At 72.0% G+C, this 17,713-nt stretch carries 16 protein-coding genes; 4 read left to right on the top strand and 12 right to left on the bottom strand.

Annotated elements, in window-relative coordinates:
* Positions 1 to 29: 29 nt before the first annotated feature.
* Positions 30 to 983, bottom strand: a complete 954-nt coding sequence (locus ACJ9NR_RS24740) for a LysR family transcriptional regulator (RefSeq protein ID WP_412493114.1) — start codon at positions 981 to 983, stop codon at positions 30 to 32.
* A 63-nt stretch (positions 984 to 1,046) separates the two neighbouring features.
* Between ACJ9NR_RS24740 and ACJ9NR_RS24735 the strand changes: the two genes are divergently transcribed.
* Positions 1,047 to 2,318, top strand: coding sequence for an MFS transporter (locus ACJ9NR_RS24735; protein WP_412493113.1), 1,272 nt, complete (start codon positions 1,047 to 1,049; stop codon positions 2,316 to 2,318).
* Between the two features lie 130 nt (positions 2,319 to 2,448).
* A complete protein-coding gene (locus ACJ9NR_RS24730; RefSeq protein WP_412493112.1) occupies positions 2,449 to 3,468 on the top strand; it encodes a sigma-70 family RNA polymerase sigma factor in 1,020 nt (339 codons plus the stop codon).
* Here the strand turns inward: ACJ9NR_RS24730 and ACJ9NR_RS24725 are convergent.
* Positions 3,352 to 3,738, bottom strand: coding sequence for an STAS domain-containing protein (locus ACJ9NR_RS24725; RefSeq protein WP_412493111.1), 387 nt, complete (start codon positions 3,736 to 3,738; stop codon positions 3,352 to 3,354). The genes ACJ9NR_RS24730 and ACJ9NR_RS24725 overlap by 117 nt on opposite strands.
* A 189-nt stretch (positions 3,739 to 3,927) precedes the next feature.
* Here ACJ9NR_RS24725 and ACJ9NR_RS24720 point away from each other — a divergent pair, with 189 nt between their 5' ends.
* Positions 3,928 to 4,848, top strand: a complete 921-nt coding sequence (locus ACJ9NR_RS24720; protein WP_412493110.1) for an AEC family transporter — start codon at positions 3,928 to 3,930, stop codon at positions 4,846 to 4,848.
* Between the two features lie 82 nt (positions 4,849 to 4,930).
* On the opposite strand, the gene ACJ9NR_RS24715 is transcribed toward ACJ9NR_RS24720, so the two are convergent.
* The 7 genes from ACJ9NR_RS24715 to ACJ9NR_RS24685 all read right to left on the bottom strand — a co-directional run bounded on the left by ACJ9NR_RS24715 (position 4,931) and on the right by ACJ9NR_RS24685 (position 13,428).
* Positions 4,931 to 6,223: a thymidine phosphorylase gene (locus tag ACJ9NR_RS24715; RefSeq protein WP_412493109.1), complete on the bottom strand. Its 1,293-nt coding sequence runs from the start codon at positions 6,221 to 6,223 to the stop codon at positions 4,931 to 4,933.
* 71 nt (positions 6,224 to 6,294) lie between these two features.
* The gene (locus tag ACJ9NR_RS24710; RefSeq protein WP_412493108.1) at positions 6,295 to 6,696 is read right to left on the bottom strand and encodes a cytidine deaminase; all 402 of its coding nucleotides are present in this window, start codon (positions 6,694 to 6,696) and stop codon (positions 6,295 to 6,297) included.
* A complete protein-coding gene (locus ACJ9NR_RS24705; protein WP_412493107.1) occupies positions 6,693 to 7,979 on the bottom strand; it encodes an ABC transporter permease in 1,287 nt (428 codons plus the stop codon). The genes ACJ9NR_RS24710 and ACJ9NR_RS24705 overlap by 4 nt, the downstream gene beginning before the upstream one ends.
* Positions 7,979 to 9,106, bottom strand: a complete 1,128-nt coding sequence (locus tag ACJ9NR_RS24700; protein WP_412493106.1) for an ABC transporter permease — start codon at positions 9,104 to 9,106, stop codon at positions 7,979 to 7,981. The genes ACJ9NR_RS24705 and ACJ9NR_RS24700 overlap by 1 nt, the downstream gene beginning before the upstream one ends.
* On the bottom strand, positions 9,103 to 10,638 hold the full coding sequence (locus ACJ9NR_RS24695) for an ABC transporter ATP-binding protein (RefSeq protein WP_412493510.1): 1,536 nt from the start codon (positions 10,636 to 10,638) through the stop codon (positions 9,103 to 9,105). The genes ACJ9NR_RS24700 and ACJ9NR_RS24695 overlap by 4 nt, the downstream gene beginning before the upstream one ends.
* Before the next feature lie 198 nt (positions 10,639 to 10,836).
* Complete coding sequence (locus ACJ9NR_RS24690; protein WP_412493105.1) at positions 10,837 to 11,895, bottom strand: BMP family lipoprotein; 1,059 nt, start codon at positions 11,893 to 11,895, stop codon at positions 10,837 to 10,839.
* Between the two features lie 309 nt (positions 11,896 to 12,204).
* Positions 12,205 to 13,428, bottom strand: coding sequence for an amidohydrolase (locus ACJ9NR_RS24685; protein ID WP_412493104.1), 1,224 nt, complete (start codon positions 13,426 to 13,428; stop codon positions 12,205 to 12,207).
* A 233-nt stretch (positions 13,429 to 13,661) separates the two neighbouring features.
* Here ACJ9NR_RS24685 and ACJ9NR_RS24680 point away from each other — a divergent pair, with 233 nt between their 5' ends.
* A complete protein-coding gene (locus tag ACJ9NR_RS24680) occupies positions 13,662 to 14,330 on the top strand; it encodes a class I SAM-dependent methyltransferase (RefSeq protein WP_412493103.1) in 669 nt (222 codons plus the stop codon).
* A gap of 42 nt (positions 14,331 to 14,372) precedes the next feature.
* On the opposite strand, the gene ACJ9NR_RS24675 is transcribed toward ACJ9NR_RS24680, so the two are convergent.
* The 3 genes from ACJ9NR_RS24675 to ACJ9NR_RS24665 are packed head-to-tail and all read right to left on the bottom strand — an operon-like array spanning position 14,373 to position 17,705.
* Positions 14,373 to 15,455 (bottom strand): hypothetical protein, encoded by a 1,083-nt coding sequence (locus ACJ9NR_RS24675; RefSeq protein WP_412493102.1) that lies wholly within the window; start codon positions 15,453 to 15,455, stop codon positions 14,373 to 14,375.
* A 40-nt stretch (positions 15,456 to 15,495) separates the two neighbouring features.
* Positions 15,496 to 16,437 carry an N-acetylneuraminate synthase family protein gene (locus ACJ9NR_RS24670; RefSeq protein ID WP_412493101.1) on the bottom strand — a complete coding sequence of 314 codons (942 nt, stop codon included), beginning with the start codon at positions 16,435 to 16,437 and terminating at the stop codon, positions 15,496 to 15,498.
* 14 nt (positions 16,438 to 16,451) lie between these two features.
* Positions 16,452 to 17,705 carry a cytidylyltransferase domain-containing protein gene (locus tag ACJ9NR_RS24665; RefSeq protein WP_412493100.1) on the bottom strand — a complete coding sequence of 418 codons (1,254 nt, stop codon included), beginning with the start codon at positions 17,703 to 17,705 and terminating at the stop codon, positions 16,452 to 16,454.
* Positions 17,706 to 17,713: the final 8 nt, after the last annotated feature.

Below are 17,713 nucleotides of genomic sequence, written 5' to 3'. Positions count from 1 at the left end.
CGCGTACCGGCGCACGCTCGGCGGAGCGCTCAGGCCGGCAGCAGACTGCCCCTTCTGGAGAGCAGGAACTTCTTGAAGGCGGCCACGGGCGGTGTGTCGGGGCGGCCCTCCAGCCAGGCGACCCCGATCTCGCGGACCGCGCGCTGACCGGTGACGGCCAGTTCCACGACTCCCGGGCGGGGCACGGTCGGCGGGGGCAGCAGGGCGACGCCCAGGCCCGCGGCCACCAGGCCCCGCAGCGTCTCCGCCTCCTCTCCCTCGAAGGCCACCCTGGGCCGGAAGCCGGCCGCACGGCACAGGTCGTCGGTGATGCGGCGCAGGCCGTAGCCGGGTTCGAGGGTCACGAACGTCTCGTCGGACGCCTCCGCCAGGCGGACGCGGCGGCGCGCGGCGAGCCGGTGGTCGGCCGGGACGACCAGGCGGAGCTTCTGCTCGTCGAGCCGGCGGGCGACGAGGCCGGGGGCGTCCGGGACCGGCGAGGTCAGGCAGAGGTCGAGCTCCCCCGCCCGCAGCTTCTCCAGCATCGCCTCCCCGTAGTTCTGGACCAGGCTGAAGCGGACGCGGGGATGGTCGACGCGGAACGCCTGGAGCAGCCCCGGGACCGTCTCCGCCCCCATGGTGTGCAGGAAGCCGAAGGCGACCTTGCCGGTGGTGGCGTCGGCGTCGGCGCGGACCTCGTCGGCGGCGCGCTCGATCTCCGCGAGCGCCCGCTCGACCGAGGCGAGGAAGGTGCGGCCGGCCGGAGTGAGCGAGACGGTGCGGCCGTGCCGGGCGAACAGGTCGACGCCCAGGTCCTGTTCCAGGCGGACCATGGCCCGCGAGAGGGTCGACTGCGGCACCTGGAGCTCCCGCGCGGCCCGGGTGACGTGCTCGGTGCCGGCGACGCCCGCGAAGTGGGCGAGCCGCGGAGCCAGCAACATCACCATGTCTTCTGTGTCACTGGACGGTGACAGGCGAGGCCGTGAGCTGTGTTCATGCGCCATGGGAACGATTATGGGGATTCCGTGCATTGGACGGATGAGCGGGGGCGTCCGTAGCTTCGAAGCATGTCTCCCGCCGATACCGGGGCGTCCACCGCCGTGGGCGCCGCTCCCGCCGTTCCCGACACCGACTCCCGGCTGGCCCCGGGCGGCCCCGGCTACCGCCGGATGAGCCTCGCCCTCTTCCTCGCGGGCGTCGCGACCTTCGCCCTGCTCTACTCCACGCAGGCCCTGCTGCCGCTGATCTCGGGCGAGTTCGGGGTGGCGGCGAGCGCGGCGAGCTGGACGGTGGCGGGCGCGACCGGCGGTCTGGCGGTGTTCGTGCTGCCGATGAGCGCCCTGTCCGAGCGGTTCGGCCGCCGTACGGTGATGACCGGCTCGCTGGCCGTCGCGGTGACGGTGGGGCTCCTCGTCCCCTTCGCGCCCTCGCTGACCGCGCTGGTCGTGCTGCGGGCCGTGCAGGGCGCGGCGCTCGCCGGGCTGCCGGCCTCCGCGACCGCCTATCTGGCGGAGGAGGTCCGGCCGAAGGCGCTGGTCACGGCGATCGGGCTGTTCGTGGCCGGCAACAGCGTCGGCGGGATGAGCGGCCGCGTCATCACCGGATGGGTCGCGCAGGCGTGGGGCTGGCGCGTGGCGGTGGCCGTGATCGGCGTGATCGCGGTCGTCTGCGCGGTGGCCTTCCGGCTGCTGCTGCCCGCACCGCGGCACTTCCGGGCGGGCTCGCTGCGGCCGCGGATCCTGGCCCGTACGGTGGGCGACCACGCCCGCGACCCGCTGCTGCGCCGGCTTTTCGCGATCGGCGCGCTGTTCATGACGGTCTTCGGCGGCGTCTACACGGTGATCGGCTACCGCCTGACCGAGGCGCCCTTCTCCCTGCCGCAGGGCTTCATCGGGTCGGTCTTCCTGGTGTACCTGGTGGGCACGGTCTCCGCCTCGGCGGCGGGCCGGCTGGTCGGGCGGCTGGGCCGGCGCGGCGCCCTGTACCTCGCGGGCGGCACGACCGCGGCGGGCCTGCTGCTGTCGCTCCTCGGCTCCCTCCTGCCGGTCCTGCTGGGCCTGGTGCTGATCACCGCCGGGTTCTTCGCGGGCCACGCGGTCGCGTCGTCGGCGGTCAGCAGGACGGCGGCCCACGGACGCGCGCAGGCGGCGGCGCTCTACCAGTCCGCCTACTACATCGGCTCCAGCGCCGGCAGCACGGTCGGCGCGGTGGCCTTCCACGCCGCGGGCTGGGCCGGAACGGTCGGGGTCGGCCTGCTGGCCGTACTGGGGGTCGTGACGATCACGCTGTTCGGCTCGCGCGCGGCACGGGTCGCCGCGCGGCAGCCCTTCACGGCCTAGCCACCGGCCCCGATCCCGCCCCGACCTGCGCCTTCTTCCGCTCCGGACGCCGTTGTCAGTGCCCTGCGGTAGCTTCCAAGGTACTGGGCGCAAAGGCGCGCGGCAGGAACTCCACAGGGGTGGGTGGACGATGAGCGACGGCACGGCGACGACGGCAGCGGACCTCGACATCAGGCTGGAGAAACACCGGGTCGAGCTGACCGGCTACTGCTACCGCATGCTCGGCTCCTCCTTCGAGGCCGAGGACGCGGTGCAGGACACGATGGTCCGCGCCTGGCGCAGTTACGAGAAGTTCGAGGGCCGCTCCAGTCTGCGCTCCTGGCTGTACCGCATCGCGACGAACGTCTGCCTGGACATGCTGACCGCGGGCAACAAGCGCGCCCGCCCGATGGACCTCAGCGAGTCGACACCCCTCGCCCAGGCCGCCCTCTCACCGCGCCCGGACAACACCTGGCTGGAGCCGATGCCGGACAACCGCGTGCTGCCCACGACCGACGACCCGGCGGAGGCGGCCGTGGCGAAGGAGTCCGTGCGCCTCGCCTTCATGGCCGCGCTCCAGCAGCTGCCGGCGAAGCAGCGCGCGGTGCTGATCCTGCGCGAGGTGCTGGCCTGGAGGGCGAGCGAGGTCGCCGAGCTGCTCGACACCTCGGTCGCGTCGGTCAACAGCGCGCTCCAGCGAGCCCGTGCGACGCTCGCCGAGCGGGACGACAAGGCGGCGCGCGCGGCCGTCTCCGACCCGCTCGACGCGGACCAGCAAAAGCTCCTCGACCGCTATGTCGCGGCCTTCGAGGGCTACGACATGACGGCGCTGACGGCCCTGCTGCACGAGGACGCCGTCATGACGATGCCGCCGTTCGACCTGTGGCTGACGGGCCACGACGACATCACCGGCTTCATGACGACGCTGGGCTCGGCCTGCGAGGGCTCTCGTCTGATACCCGTGCAGGTCAACGGCCTGCCGGGCTTCGCCCAGTACAAGCCGGACCCGGAGCGGGGCGGCTACGCCCCGTGGGCGGTGCAGGTGCTGGAGATCTCAGACGGCCGGCTCACCGGGTTCCACTTCTTCCTGGACACCAAGCGGTGGTTCCCGCTGTTCGGCCTGCCCCTCCATCTCGAAGCGGAGCCCGGCCAGGTCCAGGAGGGCGCGTAGGGAGGGGGTGGGGTCCCGCAGCCGGATCCGGCCCCCGGCCCGGCGGGCGGCCAGCTCCAGCCGGGCCAGCAGGTCGACGGCCCCGAGCCCCGGGGGCCCCACGGCCGCGACGTCGACCACCACGACTCCGGTGCCGGTGGCCCCCAGCAGGACGCGCACGTCGTCGCAGAGCCCCGTCACCTCGTCACGGGTGACCGGGCCGGGCAGGACGAGTACGGCGGGTGTCACGGCATCCACGGTCTGTAGACCGGACCGGCACCCGGAACTCATCGGGGCCGCGCACCTCCGTCGATCCGCGCACGGCCGCTCGGCCCGGCCCCTCCCTCCGCGCTGCCGTGTCCGCCGGCCGGGACCGCATTGACCCGCCGCCCTCCTGCCCCGGAGGGTTGGCTGTATGTCCCACGGATCAGCACCGCCCTGGATACCCGACGGCCTCCTCCCGCCCGCCGAGGAGGCGCCGTGCAGGGAGTGCTGACGGGGTTCGCGGTCATCGCGGTCGTCATCGCGGTCGGGTACGTCATCGGCCGCCGGGGTCATCTCGGCGAGCACGGGCGTGAGGTGCTGACCAAGCTGGCCTTCCACGTGGCGTCCCCGGCGCTGCTCTTCACGACCCTGGCGAAGGCCGACCTGTCGGTGATCTTCTCCAGCCGTCTGCTGGTGACGGCGATGAGCACGGCGGCCGCGGCCGGCGTCTTCGTCACCGTCGGAGCCGTACGGGGCTGGGGCGTGGGCCGCACCACGATCGGCGCCCTGTGCTCCAGCTACGTCAACTCGGGCAACCTCGGCATCCCGATCGCCGTGTACGTGCTGGGCGACGCCTCCCTGGTGGCGCCGGTGCTGCTGTTCCAGATCATCGCGGTCACGCCGGTCGCGCTGACCGTGCTCGACCTGTCCGGCAGGGGCGAGAAGGGGCCGCTGTGGCTCCGTCTGCTGACGCCCCTGCGCAACCCCATCGCGGTCGGGTCCCTGGCCGGGGTCGCGGTCGCCGCGGCCGGCGTGCGCGTCCCGGACCCGGTCCTGGACCCGGTGACCCTGATCGGCAACATGTCCGTCCCGGCGGTCCTGCTGGCCTTCGGCATCTCCCTGTGCGGCAGCACGATGCCCGGGCGGGGCGCCGACCGGGGGCCCGTGTTCCTGTCCGTCGCCCTGAAGGGGGTGGGCCAGCCGCTGGCGGCCTGGGCGCTGGCGGCCGGCGTCTTCGCCCTGGACGGCGCCCGGCTCCTCGACGTGGTGGTCACCTCGGCGCTTCCGGCGGCGCAGAACCTGTACACGTACGCGAGCCGCTACCGGGTGGCGGAGGGCCTGGCGCGCGACTCGATCCTGATGTCGACGGTTCTCTCGGTACCGGTGCTCGTGGCGGTCGCCGCCCTGCTCGGCTGACCCCGCGGCGTGCGGAGGGGGCCGGTCCCGCGCGGGACCGGCCCCCTCCGCATGCTTCCGCACGCTCCCCGCGCCGCACGCGTCAGGCGATGCGCTCCAGCACCACGGGCGAGGCCGTGCACCCGGTTCCCGCGGCCCCGATGTCGTAGCAGCCCTCCAGGGCCCGCAGGGCGTACTCGAAGCGTTCGGGGGTGTCGGTGTGCAGGGTCAGCAGGGGCCGGCCCTCGGTCACCGTGTCGCCGGGCTTGGCGTGGAGTTCGACCCCCGCCGCCGCCTGGACCGGGTCCTCCTTGCGGGCGCGGCCCGCGCCCAGGCGCCAGGCCGCGACGCCGACGTCGTAGGCGTCGAGGCGGGTCAGGACGCCCGAGGAGGGGGCCTTGATCACGTGCTGCTCGCGGGAGACGGGCAGTCCGGCGTCCGGGTCGCCGCCCTGGGCCGCGATCATGCGGCGCCAGACGTCCATCGCGGAGCCGTCGGCCAGGGCCTTCGCCGGGTCGGCGTCCCGCAGGCCCGCCGCGTCCAGCATCTCGCGGGCGAGGGCCAGGGTCAGCTCCACGACGTCCGAGGGACCGCCGCCCGCCAGCACCTCCAGCGACTCGCGGACCTCCAGGGCGTTGCCCGCGGTCAGGCCCAGCGGGGTCGACATGTCCGTCAGCAGGGCGACCGTCCGCACGCCGTGGTCGGTGCCCAGGCCGACCATGGTGGAGGCCAGCTCCCGTGCGTCCTCGAGGGTCTTCATGAAGGCGCCGGTGCCGACCTTCACGTCCAGGACCAGGGAGCCCGTGCCCTCCGCGATCTTCTTGGACATGATGGAGGAGGCGATCAGGGGGATCGCCTCGACCGTGCCGGTGACGTCCCGCAGCGCGTACAGCTTCTTGTCCGCGGGGGCCAGGCCGTCGCCCGCCGCGCAGATCACCGCTCCGGTGGTGTCGAGCACGTCCAGCATCTCCGCGTTGGAGAGCAGGGCCCGCCAGCCCGGGATCGACTCCAGCTTGTCCAGGGTGCCGCCGGTGTGGCCGAGGCCCCGGCCCGACAGCTGCGGCACCGCCGCGCCGCAGGCCGCCACCAGGGGCGCCAGCGGAAGCGTGATCTTGTCGCCGACGCCGCCCGTGGAGTGCTTGTCGGCCGTCGGGCGGGACAGGGACGAGAAGTCCATGCGCTCGCCGGAGGCGATCATCGCGGCCGTCCAGCGCGCGATCTCACGGCGGTTCATGCCGTTGAGCAGGATGGCCATCGCGAGCGCGGACATCTGCTCGTCGGCGACCTCCCCGCGGGTGTACGCGTCGATGACCCAGTCGATCTGCTCGTCGCTGAGTTCGCCGCGGTCCCGCTTGGTGCGGATGACGGAGATGGCGTCCGCCAACAGGAGCGTCATGGCCTGCGTTCCTTCCGGGGTTCATGGAAGTGCGCGGCCCCTCCGCCGAAGCCGGAGGGGCCGCGCGGGAGTCACTGGGTGAGGTGGTCCGGGCCGAAGGCCTGGGGCAGCATCTCCGAGAGGGGGAGGATCCCCGCCGGGGTCTCCAGCAGGAGGTCGGGGCCCCCGAACTCGTGGAGCAGCTGACGGCAGCGGCCGCACGGGACCAGGATCTCGCCGTGTCCGTCCACGCAGGTGAAGTGCGTCAGACGGCCGCCGCCGGTGCGCTGCAGCTGGGAGACCAGCCCGCACTCGGCACACAGGCTGATGCCGTAGGAGGCGTTCTCCACGTTGCAGCCGGAGACCGTGCGGCCGTCGTCGACCAGGGCCGCGACGCCGACGGGGTAGCCCGAGTAGGGGGCGTACGCGTGCGTCATGGCCTCCCGGGCCTCGGCGCGCAAAGCCTCCCAGTCGACGCCTGCCCGCGGGGTCACTTGCCCTGGCCCTTCCGGTAGCGCATGCCGTCCGCCCTGGGCATCCGCAGGCGCTGCGCGGACAGCGACAGCACCAGCAGCGTGACGACGTACGGGGTGGCGCCCACGAAGTCGCTCGGGACCTCGTCGGTGAACAGGTACCAGACCAGGACCAGCGCGGCCGTCATCAGGCTGATCCCGCCCTGCCAGTGCGCCTTCCTGTACAGCTTCCACCCGGCCAGGGCCGCCAGCAGCACCACCAGCAGGAGCAGCAGGGCGTGCACGGTCTGGCCGCCGTTGCGCAGCTGGAGCGCGTCGGAGTAGCCGAACAGGCCCGCGCCCATGGCGAGCCCGCCGGGCCGCCAGTTGCCGAAGATCATGGCCGCCAGGCCGATGTAACCGCGTCCGCCCGTCTGGCCCTCGAGGTAGGTATGCGAGGTGACCAGCGCGAGGAAGGCGCCGCCGAGGCCGGCGAGTCCGCCGGAGACGGCCACGGCCACGTACTTGTAGCGGTAGACGTTGACGCCCAGGGACTCCGCGGCGACCGGGTTCTCGCCGCAGGAGCGCAGGCGCAGCCCGAAGGAGGTGCGCCACAGCACCCACCAGCTGCCGGCGAAGAGCAGCGCGGCCAGGACCGTCACCACGGACAGGTCGGTGACCAGGCCGCCGAGGATGCCCGCGATGTCGGAGACGACGAACCAGTGGTGCTTCTCCACGGAGCTCAGGGCGTCCGAGAGACCGGGGATGTCGAAGCGGGGCAGCGAGTCCACCGGCGGCGACTGCTTGGGGTTGCCGCCCTTGTCGGCCGCCGTGCCGTCGGAGAAGAACAGCTTGGCGAGGTACTGGGTGGCGCCGAGTGCGAGCAGGTTGACCGCGACGCCGGAGACGATGTGGTCGACGCCGAAGGTGACGGTGGCGACGGCGTGCACCAGGCCGCCGAGGACGCCGAAGCCGATGCCGCACAGCAGGCCGAGCCAGGGGCTGGACTGCCAGCCGATCCAGCCGGCGCCGAAGGTGCCGAGGATCATCATGCCCTCGAGACCGATGTTGACCACGCCGGACCGCTCGGACCACAGACCCGCGAGACCGGCGAGGCCGATCGGCACGGCGAGGCTCAGCGCCGCGGAGACCTGCCCCCCGGAGGTGAGCTGCTCGGCGCCGGTGATGATGCGGACGACGGCCACCAGGACCAGGCCGGCCGCGAGGATGGTGAGGGGCCGGCCGAACCGCCGGCCCGGGCCGGTGCGGCCGGTGTCCGTCTTGGGCGCCGCGGGCGGCGGCGTGTCGGTCATCGTGGCAGTCATCACGCCACCTCCTGCTTCTGGGTCGGGGCGGCGGCCTGGGCGGCGAGCTCGGCGCCGACCCGCTGCTGCTGGCGCTTGAGGCCGTAGCGGCGTACGACCTCGTAGGCGATGACGACGCACAGGACGATGACGCCCTGGATGACGCCGAGGATCTCCTTGTCGTAGCCCTGGAACTCCAGGTGGTTGGTGGTGCGCTCCAGGAAGCCCCACAGCAGGGCGCCGAGGGCGATGCCCACGGGGTTGTTGCGGCCGAGGAGCGCGATGGCGATGCCGGTGAAGCCGATGCCGGAGGGGAAGTCGTTGCTGAACTGGTGGCTGTCGTTGAGCAGGGTCGGCATGCCGATCAGGCCGGCCACCGCGCCCGAGATGATCATGCTGGTGGCGACCATCTTCTTGACGGACACACCGCTCGCGGAGGCCGCGGTCTCGGACTGGCCGACGGTGCGCAGGTCGAAGCCGAAGCGGGTGCGGCCGAGCACGAACCAGTACGCGACGCCGACGAGCGCGGCGATCACGATGAAGCCCCACAGCTCACCGGCGGGGCCGGTGTCGAAGCTGAAGAGGTAGGAGCTCTTCGGCAGCGGCTTGGTGGAGACGACCGTGCCGCCGCTCTGCAGCTCGGCGAGTTTCCCCGGCTGCAGCAGGTAGGCGATGATCGCGGTGGCGATCGAGTTCAGCATGATGGTCGAGATGACCTCGCTGACCCCTCGCGTCACCTTCAGCACGCCCGCGATGGCGGCCCACAGGGCGCCGGTGGCCATGGCGGTCAGGATGATCAGCGGGATGGAGATCCAGCCGGGCAGGGTCAGCGCCCCGCCGAGGACGGCGGCGAAGAACGCGGCGATCCGGTACTGGCCGTCGACGCCGATGTTGAACAGGTTCATCCGGAAGCCGATGGCCACCGCGACACCCGCCAGGTAGTACGTCGTCGCCTTGTTCAGGATGTAGACCTGGCTGTCGCTGGCGGTGCCGTAGGTCACCATGTCGCTGAAGGCGTCGCCCGGGTTCTTGCCGGTGGCGAGGATGACCAGCGTGGTGACGACGATCGCGGCGACGATCGCCAGCAGGGGCGCCGCGACGCCGAGGAGCAGCCGCTCCCTGTCGATGCGTTGGGTCAGCTTCTTCATCGGGCGCCGTCCTCGTCGTTCTCTGCGTGCTCCAGGTGGCCGGAGGCCGCACCCGTCATGGCGGAGCCCAGCTCCTCGGGGGTGATCGTGGCGGGGTCGGCGTCGGCGACCAGACGGCCGCGGTACATCACCCGCAGAGTGTCGGAGAGCCCGATGAGCTCGTCCAGGTCGGCGGAGATCAGCAGCACGGCCAGGCCCTCGCGGCGGGCCTCGCGGATGTGGTCCCAGATCGCGGCCTGCGCGCCGACGTCCACGCCGCGGGTGGGGTGGGCGGCGATGAGCAGCTTCGGCGCGTGGCTCATCTCGCGGCCGACGATCAGCTTCTGCTGGTTGCCGCCGGACAGGGAGCCCGCGGTCACCTCGATGCCCGGTGTACGGACGTCGTAGGCCTGGACGATGCGCTCGGCGTCGGCGCGGGCGCCCTTGATGTCGAGCAGCTGGCCGCGCGAGTTGGGGCGCTCGGTGACATGACCGAGTATGCGGTTCTCCCACAGCGTGGCCTCCAGGAGCAGGCCGTGGCGCTGGCGGTCCTCGGGGATGTAGCCGATGCCGGCCTCGCGGCGGCGGCGGGTGGGCGCGTGGGAGATGTCGGCGCCGTCGAGCGTGATGGAGCCGGCGTCGGGATCGCGGATGCCGACGATCGCCTCGACCAGCTCGGACTGGCCGTTGCCCTCCACGCCGGCGATGCCGAGGACCTCGCCCTGGTGGATGGTGAGGTCGATGTCGTCGAGGATGATCCGCTCGACGCCGTCGAGGTCCGTCTGGCTCAGGCGCAGCCCCGACACCTTCAGCGTCTCGACGTCCGTGACCGTCGACTCCTCGGTCTCCGGCGTGGGCAGCTCGCTGCCGACCATCAGCTCGGCGAGCTGCTTGGCGGTGGTGCCGCGCGGGTCGACCGTGCCGACCGTGGTGCCCCGCCGGATGACGGTGATCTCGTCGGCTACGGAGAGCACCTCGCCCAGCTTGTGGGAGATGAAGATGACGGTGAGGCCCTCGGCCTTCAGCTCGCGCAGGTTGTCGAAGAGGGCGTCGACCTCCTGCGGCACGAGGACGGCGGTGGGCTCGTCGAGGATGAGGGTCTTGGCGCCGCGGTAGAGGACCTTGAGGATCTCCACGCGCTGGCGGTCGGCCACGCCGAGCTGCTCCAGCAGCACGTCGGGCCGGACGTTCAGCCCGTACGCCTCGGAGAGCTCCTGGATCCGGGCGCGGGCCTTGGCGCCGATGCCGTACAGCTTCTCCGCGCCGAGGACGACGTTCTCCAGGACGGTGAGGTTGTCGGCGAGCATGAAGTGCTGGTGCACCATGCCGATGCCGCGCGCGATGGCGTCCGCGGGGTTGTGGAAGGTGACCCGCTCGCCGTTGACGGTGATGCTGCCCTCGTCCGGCTGCTGCATGCCGTAGAGGATCTTCATCAGGGTGGACTTGCCGGCGCCGTTCTCACCGCAGAGGGCGTGGACGGTGCCCGCGGCGACGGTGATGTCGATGTCCCGGTTGGCGACGACGCCGGGGAAGCGTTTGGTGATGCCGCGCAGTTCGACGGCTGCGGGAGGGCTGGACGCGTTGATGGCGCACTCTCCTGGGGGAAAGGGGCTGCGTAGGGGAGGGCAGGCGTCGGCGACGCTAGCGCGGCAACTCCGCGCTACACGCGTAGAGTTGACACATTGTTATGGCTCGGCGAGGGGTTGTCGAGCGCCCCTTCGCCGAGCCGTGGTCCGGCGGGAACCGTCAGGTCACGGAGTGGTCTTGACCTTGATGGTGCCGTCGACGATCTTCTTCTTGGCGGCGTCCAGCTTGGGCTGGATGTCGTTGATGAAGCCACCGCTGGTCGCCAGCGAGACACCGCCCTTGGCCAGCGAGTAGACCTGGTTGCCGGTCAGCGGCTTGCCGTCGTGCACCGACTTGATGAAGTCGAACACACCGACGTCCACGTTCTTGACCATGGAGGTCAGGATCGAGCTCTTGTACGCGGCCAGACCCGGGATGTTGTACTGGTCGGAGTCCACGCCGATGGCCCAGGCGCCCTTGACTCCGTGCACGGCCTCGATCGCGCCGTTGCCGGAGGAGCCGGCCGCCGTGTAGATGACGTCGGCGCCCTTGTCGAGCATGCCCTGCGCGGCCTCCTTGCCCTTGTCGGGGCTGGAGAAGCCGGAGAGGTCGGAGCCGTGCGTCAGGTACTGCACGTCGACCTTGACCTTGGAGCTGGTGTCCTTGACGCCCTGGACGTAACCCGCCTCGAACTTCTTGATCAGCGGGGTGTCGACGCCGCCGATGAAGCCGACGTGGTTCTTCTTGGTCTTCAGCGCCGCGGCGACACCGGCCAGGTACGAGCCCTGCTCCTCGGTGAAGGTGATGCTGTCGACGTTCTTGGCGTCCACGACCGAGTCGACGATGCCGAAGCTGACCTTCGGGTACTTGGCGGCGACCTTCTGCATCGAGGTGGCGTAGGAGAAGCCGACGCCGACGATCGGGTTGTACCCGGCGTCCGCCAGGTCGGTCAGGCGCTGCTCGCGGTCGGCCTCGGTGTCGGAGGTCTTGGCGGTCAGCTCCTTGATCGAGCCGCCGAACTGGGACTTGGCCTTGTCGGCGCCGCGGGCCGCGGAGTCGTTGAAGGAACGGTCTCCGCGACCGCCGACGTCGAAGGCGAGACCGATCTTGATGCCCTTGCCGCCGCCGGAGGAGGCGGACGAGGAGCTGCCACTGTCGGACGAGGTGCTGCCACAGGCAGTGGCAGACAGTGCGAGAGCTGCGGTGGCGATACACGCAGCGGAAAGCTTGGCTACCCGGCGCACGGGAAGGCTCCTTCACCTGACCTGAGCGCCTCGTCGGCGCTTGATGTGAGCACCATGCCAGTGCTCGAGCCGGAACGCCCCGGCGGCGTTGGCTTCGCGGCATCGTAACGCGCGTAGATGTCAGAAAAACACCTCTCGCGAAGCCGTTATCGATTCGAGGCAAACACCGTCTGAACTTGGGACCCGGCGGTCGTTCACGGTTGATTTCGATGGGTGAACGAATGGCTCACAACCATGTTGCGCCGGACGGCGGAAGGCCCCCGAGGGGGGCCGGGTCCGTCGGGCGGGCGGCGGCGCGGCGGCCTCCGCTCAGCGGGCGTCCGCGTCCAGCAGCGCCGCCGCCGTGAACAGCTCCACACCCACGGTGATCGCCGACTCGTCCGCGTCGAAGTCGCCCTGGTGCAGGTCGCGCACCGTGCGCTCGCCCGGGGTGCGCACACCGAGCCGGGCCATCGCGCCGGGCACGTGCTCCAGGTACCAGGAGAAGTCCTCCCCGCCCAGGCTCTGCTCGGTGCCCTCGACGGACTGCGCGCCGCGCCGCGCGGTCATGGCCTCACGCAGCAGGTCCGTCACGTCGGGGTCGTTGACGACGGGCGGGACGCCGCGGACGTAGTTGATCTCCGACTTGGCGCCGTGCAGGTTGGCGACCTCGTCGATGGCGGCGACGACCATGTCCGGCGCCTGCCGCCAGGCGGCGAGGTCGAGGCAGCGGACGGTCCCGGCGAGCTCGGCGTGCTGCGGGATCACGTTCGGGGCGTGCCCGGACTCGATCCGGCCCCAGGTGATGGCGAGGCCGCTGCGGGTGTCCACGCGCCGGCCGACCAGGGCGGGCACGTCGACGACGACGCGGGCGGCGGCGGTGACCAGGTCGGTGGTCAGGTGCGGCCGGGCGGTGTGCCCGCCGGGCCCGTCGAGGCCGATCTCGAGCCGGTCGCAGGCGGAGGTGATGGCGCCCTCGCGCAGGCCGATGCGGCCGGCGTCCACCCGGGGGTCGCAGTGCACGGCGATCATCCGGCCCACGCCGTCGAGCACGCCGCACTCGATGGCGTCGGCCGCGCCGCCGGGCAGCACCTCCTCGGCGGGCTGGAAGAGGAGCCGCACCGGCCGCGGCAGCAGCCCGCGGCGGTGCAGGTCGGCCAGGACCAGGCCGGCCCCGAGCACCACGGTGGTGTGCACGTCGTGCCCGCACGCGTGGGCGCGGTCGGGCACGGTGGAGCGGTAGGCGCACTCCGTCTTCGTGTCCGGGATGGGCAGGGCGTCGATGTCGGCGCGCAGGCCGAGCATGGGCCGCACGCCGTCCCACTCACCGATGTCGCAGACGAGCCCCGTGCCCGTGCCGAGCACGCGCGGCGTGAGGCCCGCGGCCTCGAGTCGCGCCTTGATCGCGGCGGTGGTGCGGAACTCCTGGTTGCCGAGTTCGGGGTGCATGTGCAGGTCGCGCCGGAAGGCGACGAGTTCGGCGCGCAGGCCCTCGGGCAGCGTGCCGGGAAGCGCGGCTTCCCCCGGGAGGTCGACCTCGGACTCAAGAGACATCAGTTGCTTCACCCTCTGAAGGGTAGGACGCCGACGTGGCCGACCGACCCTCGATCAACAAAAGTTCAACCCCTGAGGGGGAGAAAATCTGGCCGTTGGACGCATGGCTGCGGGTCGAGATGGGTAAACCACTGCTTTCTCTACGCATACCACGCTCCGCACCGCGCCCGCGGTTTCGTTCATCTGCCGGAACGGCCCCCGGGCGCGGAGCGTCCCCCAGTAGGGTGCGGCGCGTGAGCTCCGAGAAACCGGCCGGCCCGGATTTCCTGTACACCACACGAGTCTCCTACGACGCGATCGCCAAGCCCTACAGCGAGCAGTTCGCCGACCATCTGGGTGACCAGCCGCTCGACCTGGCCCTCGTCACCGCCTTCGCCGAACTCGTCCGCACCCGCGGTACGGCGCCGGTCGCGGACGTCGGCAGCGGGCCGGGGTACGTCACCGCGCGGCTCGACGCGCTCGGCGTCCCGGCCTTCGGGGTCGACGTGTCGCCCGCCATGGTGGCCCTCGCCCGGCAGGCGCACCCCGGGCTCCGGTTCCACGTGGGCTCGATGACGTCGCTGGACCTGCCGGACGAGACACTGGGCGGGGTGCTCGCGCTGTACTCGATCATCCATATCCCCGACGACCACCTGCCGGCGGTCTTCGCCGAGTTCCACCGCGTCCTGGTTCCCGGCGGCCAGGTCCTCCTCGGTTTCCAGAGCGGCGACGAGAACGGGCATCTGCACCTGGCGGAACGCTTCGACCAGCAGATCTCCCTGGACTACTACTGGCGCACGCCGGACGCCGTGGCCGAGGAACTGCTCAGGGCCGGCCTGCGGCCGCGCGCCCGCGCGGTACGCGAGCCGGGCGACGCGGAGACGCGGCCGCGGGCGTACCTGCTGGCCGAGAAGAAGGGCTGAGGCGGCCCTGTCGCGCCGGGCCCGCCCCCGGCGTCCGTACGCTCACACCGCCGTGACCGCCGACAACCGGGTCACGTCCCGGGCCGTGCCCGTCACTCCGGACAGGAAGCCCTGGGCCCGGGGGGAGGCGTTCTCCGTCAGCCAGGCCGGGTCGATGTCGCAGACGGCCACCCGCACCTCGGTGCCCGCCAGGGCCAGCGGGAGGGTGTGGACGACCGTGGAGGGGAAGCTGAGGACGGTGCGGCCCACCGGACCGCGGCGGGCGATCAGCTCCAGCGGCAGGTCGGGACGGACGATCTCCAGGCCCGTCTCCACGGCCAGCCGGTGCAGCTTGTCCGTGCTCTCGCGGCGGTGGGCGAAGTAGCGGGTGGCGCCGTGGGTCTTCGCGAGGGTGCGGACGGCCTCCAGGTAGCTCTCGCCGTCGACGACGCCGGTCTCCACCAGCGAGGTGCCCACCATGTCGGCGCCCCTGGTGATGCGGGGCGGGCCGAAGCGGGCACGGGTCCAGGCGAAGTCGTTCGCCGTCACGCTCACCCCCTCCGGTCTGTCCTCGACCGGCATGGAGGAGAAGACCTCCACCCGCCGCCGGCCGCCCGGTGTCAGCCGGCGGCGGGCCGAGGACGAGACGGGGGCGAAGACCAGATCGCGGGCGCCCGGGCGTCCGCCCTTGCGGTGCCAGCGCACCAGGCGCTCGCCGCGGGCGAGTTGCGCGACGAACTCCATCGTGGCCGTGCCGTCGTCGACGACGACGAGGTCACGGGCGCTGGTGATCGTCAGCAGCAGCTGTACGTAGCGGGAGAACGGGTCGCCCATCACGACCCGCCGCGCCCGCCGCAGCAGCGGCGTCAGGCCGCCGATGGTCCGGAAGGGGGCGCCGGGGCCGCCGCGCGCCTCCTCCCAGCGGACCTGGTACCCCTCGTCCCGGGCCAGCTCGGCCATCCGGCGCAGCTGGCCGCGGGTCATGGGGTCGGTCGGGGACAGCACGACGAGGGTGAGTCCCCCTCCGGGTTCCTCCGGCGCCCCGGGGGCGTTCAGGTGCGCCCACTCCAGCACGTTGAGCAGTTGTACCGGGCTCTCGACGAACGCGAGAGTGTGGGGGCCGGGTGACCCGGCGCGGGGGCTCATCTGCGTACGACCGTCCCGTCGTAGGGCGTCACTGGATGTGTCAGACCGAGACCGGCTCGCCCGCCGCGGCGGCGATCTCCGCCTCGGCGACGACGCCCGCGACCCGGCGCAGCTTCTTCATCGGGCCGAGCTCGGAGTCGTAGACCTTCTTGACGCCGTCGCCGAGGGAGGCCTCGATGGTGCGGATGTCGCGGACGAGGCGCGTCAGGCCCTGCGGCTCGACGGAGGCGGCCTGGTCGGAGCCCCACATCGCGCGGTCCAGGGTGATGTGGCGCTCCACGAAGGCGGCGCCGAGGGCGACGGCGGCCAGCGTGGTCTGCAGGCCCGTCTCGTGGCCGGAGTAGCCGATCGGGACGTTCGGGTACTCGTCCTGGAGGGTGTTGATCACGCGGAGGTTGAGCTCCTCGGCCTTCGCCGGGTACGTCGACGTGGCGTGGCACAGAAGGATGTTGTCGCTGCCGAGGACCTCGACCGCGTGCCGGATCTGCTTCGGGGTCGACATGCCGGAGGACAGGATGACCGTGCGGCCCGTCGCGCGCAGGGCGCGCAGCAGCTCGTCGTCGGTCAGGGACGCGGAGGCGACCTTGTGGGCGGGGACGTCGAACTTCTCCAGGAAGGCGACGGCCTCGGTGTCCCACGGGGAGGCGAACCAGGCGATCCCCTTCTCCTTGCAGTACTCGTCGATCTGGCGGTACTCGTCCTCACCGAACTCCACGCGGTGGCGGTAGTCGATGTAGGTCATCCGGCCCCAGGGGGTGTCGCGCTCGATGTCCCACTGGTCGCGCGGGGTGCAGATCTCGGGGGTGCGCTTCTGGAACTTGACGGCGTCGCAGCCGGCCTCGGCGGCCACGTCGATGAGCTTGAACGCGTTCTCCAGCTCGCCGTTGTGGTTGATGCCGATCTCGCCGCAGATGTAGACCGGCTGGCCCGGTCCGGCGAGGCGCGAGGAACCGAACTTACGCAGGCGGGAGTTGGTGCTCATGGCAGGAACTGTCCTTACTTGGTCAGAGAGTCGAGAGAGGGGCCGAGGATCCAGCTGGCGATCTCTCGGATCGCGCCGTCGCCACCGGGGACGGTGGTGACCGCACGGGCGGCGCCGCGTACCACGTCGTGGGCGCTCGCGACCGCCACGGGCCAGCCCACGAGGGCGAAGCACGGGAGGTCGTTGACGTCGTTGCCGACGTAGAGCACGCGCTCGGGCGCGATGCCCTGCTCCTCGCACCACTGCTTCAGTGCGAGGTCCTTGCGGTCGATGCCGTGCAGGACCGGGATCTTCAGCTTCCGGGCCCGTGCGGCGACGACCGGGTTCTGCTCCGTGGAGAGGATCAGCATGTCCAGGCCGCTCTTGCGCAGGGCGGCGATGCCGAGGCCGTCTCCGCGGTGCACGGAGACGAACTCCTTCCCATCGGCGTCGATCAGCACCCGGTCGTCGGTCTGGGTGCCGTCGAAGTCCAGTACAACCGCGTCGATGTCGTCCGCGGCCGGCAGCGAGCCGGGGCGGGCGGCGTCGAAGAGGGGGGCCAGCGCGCGGGCGCGGGCCAGGTCGTGCGGGTCGTCGATCTCCAGCACACGCGCGGGGTCGGTGCGCACCAGCTCGGTGCGGCCGAAGAAGCGGTGCTGGTGCTTGCGGAAGCCGGGTGCGTCCATGCCGTAGACGGCGCCGGTCTCCAGGAAGTCCTGGGGGCGGTCCTGGCGGCGCGGCCGGAAGGACTTGTCGTGGTTGACGCCGTGGCCGCCGCCGGTGGCGACGCCGGCCGCGGTGTCGGTGTCGGTGCCGGTGTCGCGCCACACGAAGCCGTGGAAGGGGGCCACGGTCAGCGCGGTGTCGGCGCCGTCGTCGACGACCGCCCCGACGACCCCGTCCACGTCCTCGCGGACGATGAAGGGGCTGGTGCACTGCACCAGCAGCACCACGTCCACCGGCGCGCCGTGCAGGGCCTCGTGCGCGTCCATCGCGTGCAGCACCGCCGCCTCGGAGGTCGCCGTGTCCCCGGCGATGGCCGCGGGCCGCAGCACGACCTCGGCGCCCGCCTCGCGCGCCGCCGCGGCGATGGCCTGGTCGTCGGTGGACACCACGACGTCGGTCACCCGCCGGGACGACCGGCACTCACGCACCGCACGCGCCACCAGCGGCACACCGCCGACGGGCAGCAGGTTCTTCGCGGGCACGCCCTTGGAGCCGCCGCGCGCGGGGATCACCGCGAGCACCCGGCTCACCGATACGCCTTGGCCCGCTTGCGGGTTGGACATGGGTTCAG

The organism is Streptomyces sediminimaris (assembly GCF_047049295.1).
Taxonomy (GTDB): Bacteria; Actinomycetota; Actinomycetes; order Streptomycetales; family Streptomycetaceae; genus Streptomyces; species Streptomyces sediminimaris.
This window is presented reverse-complemented; position numbering and strand designations above follow the sequence as displayed.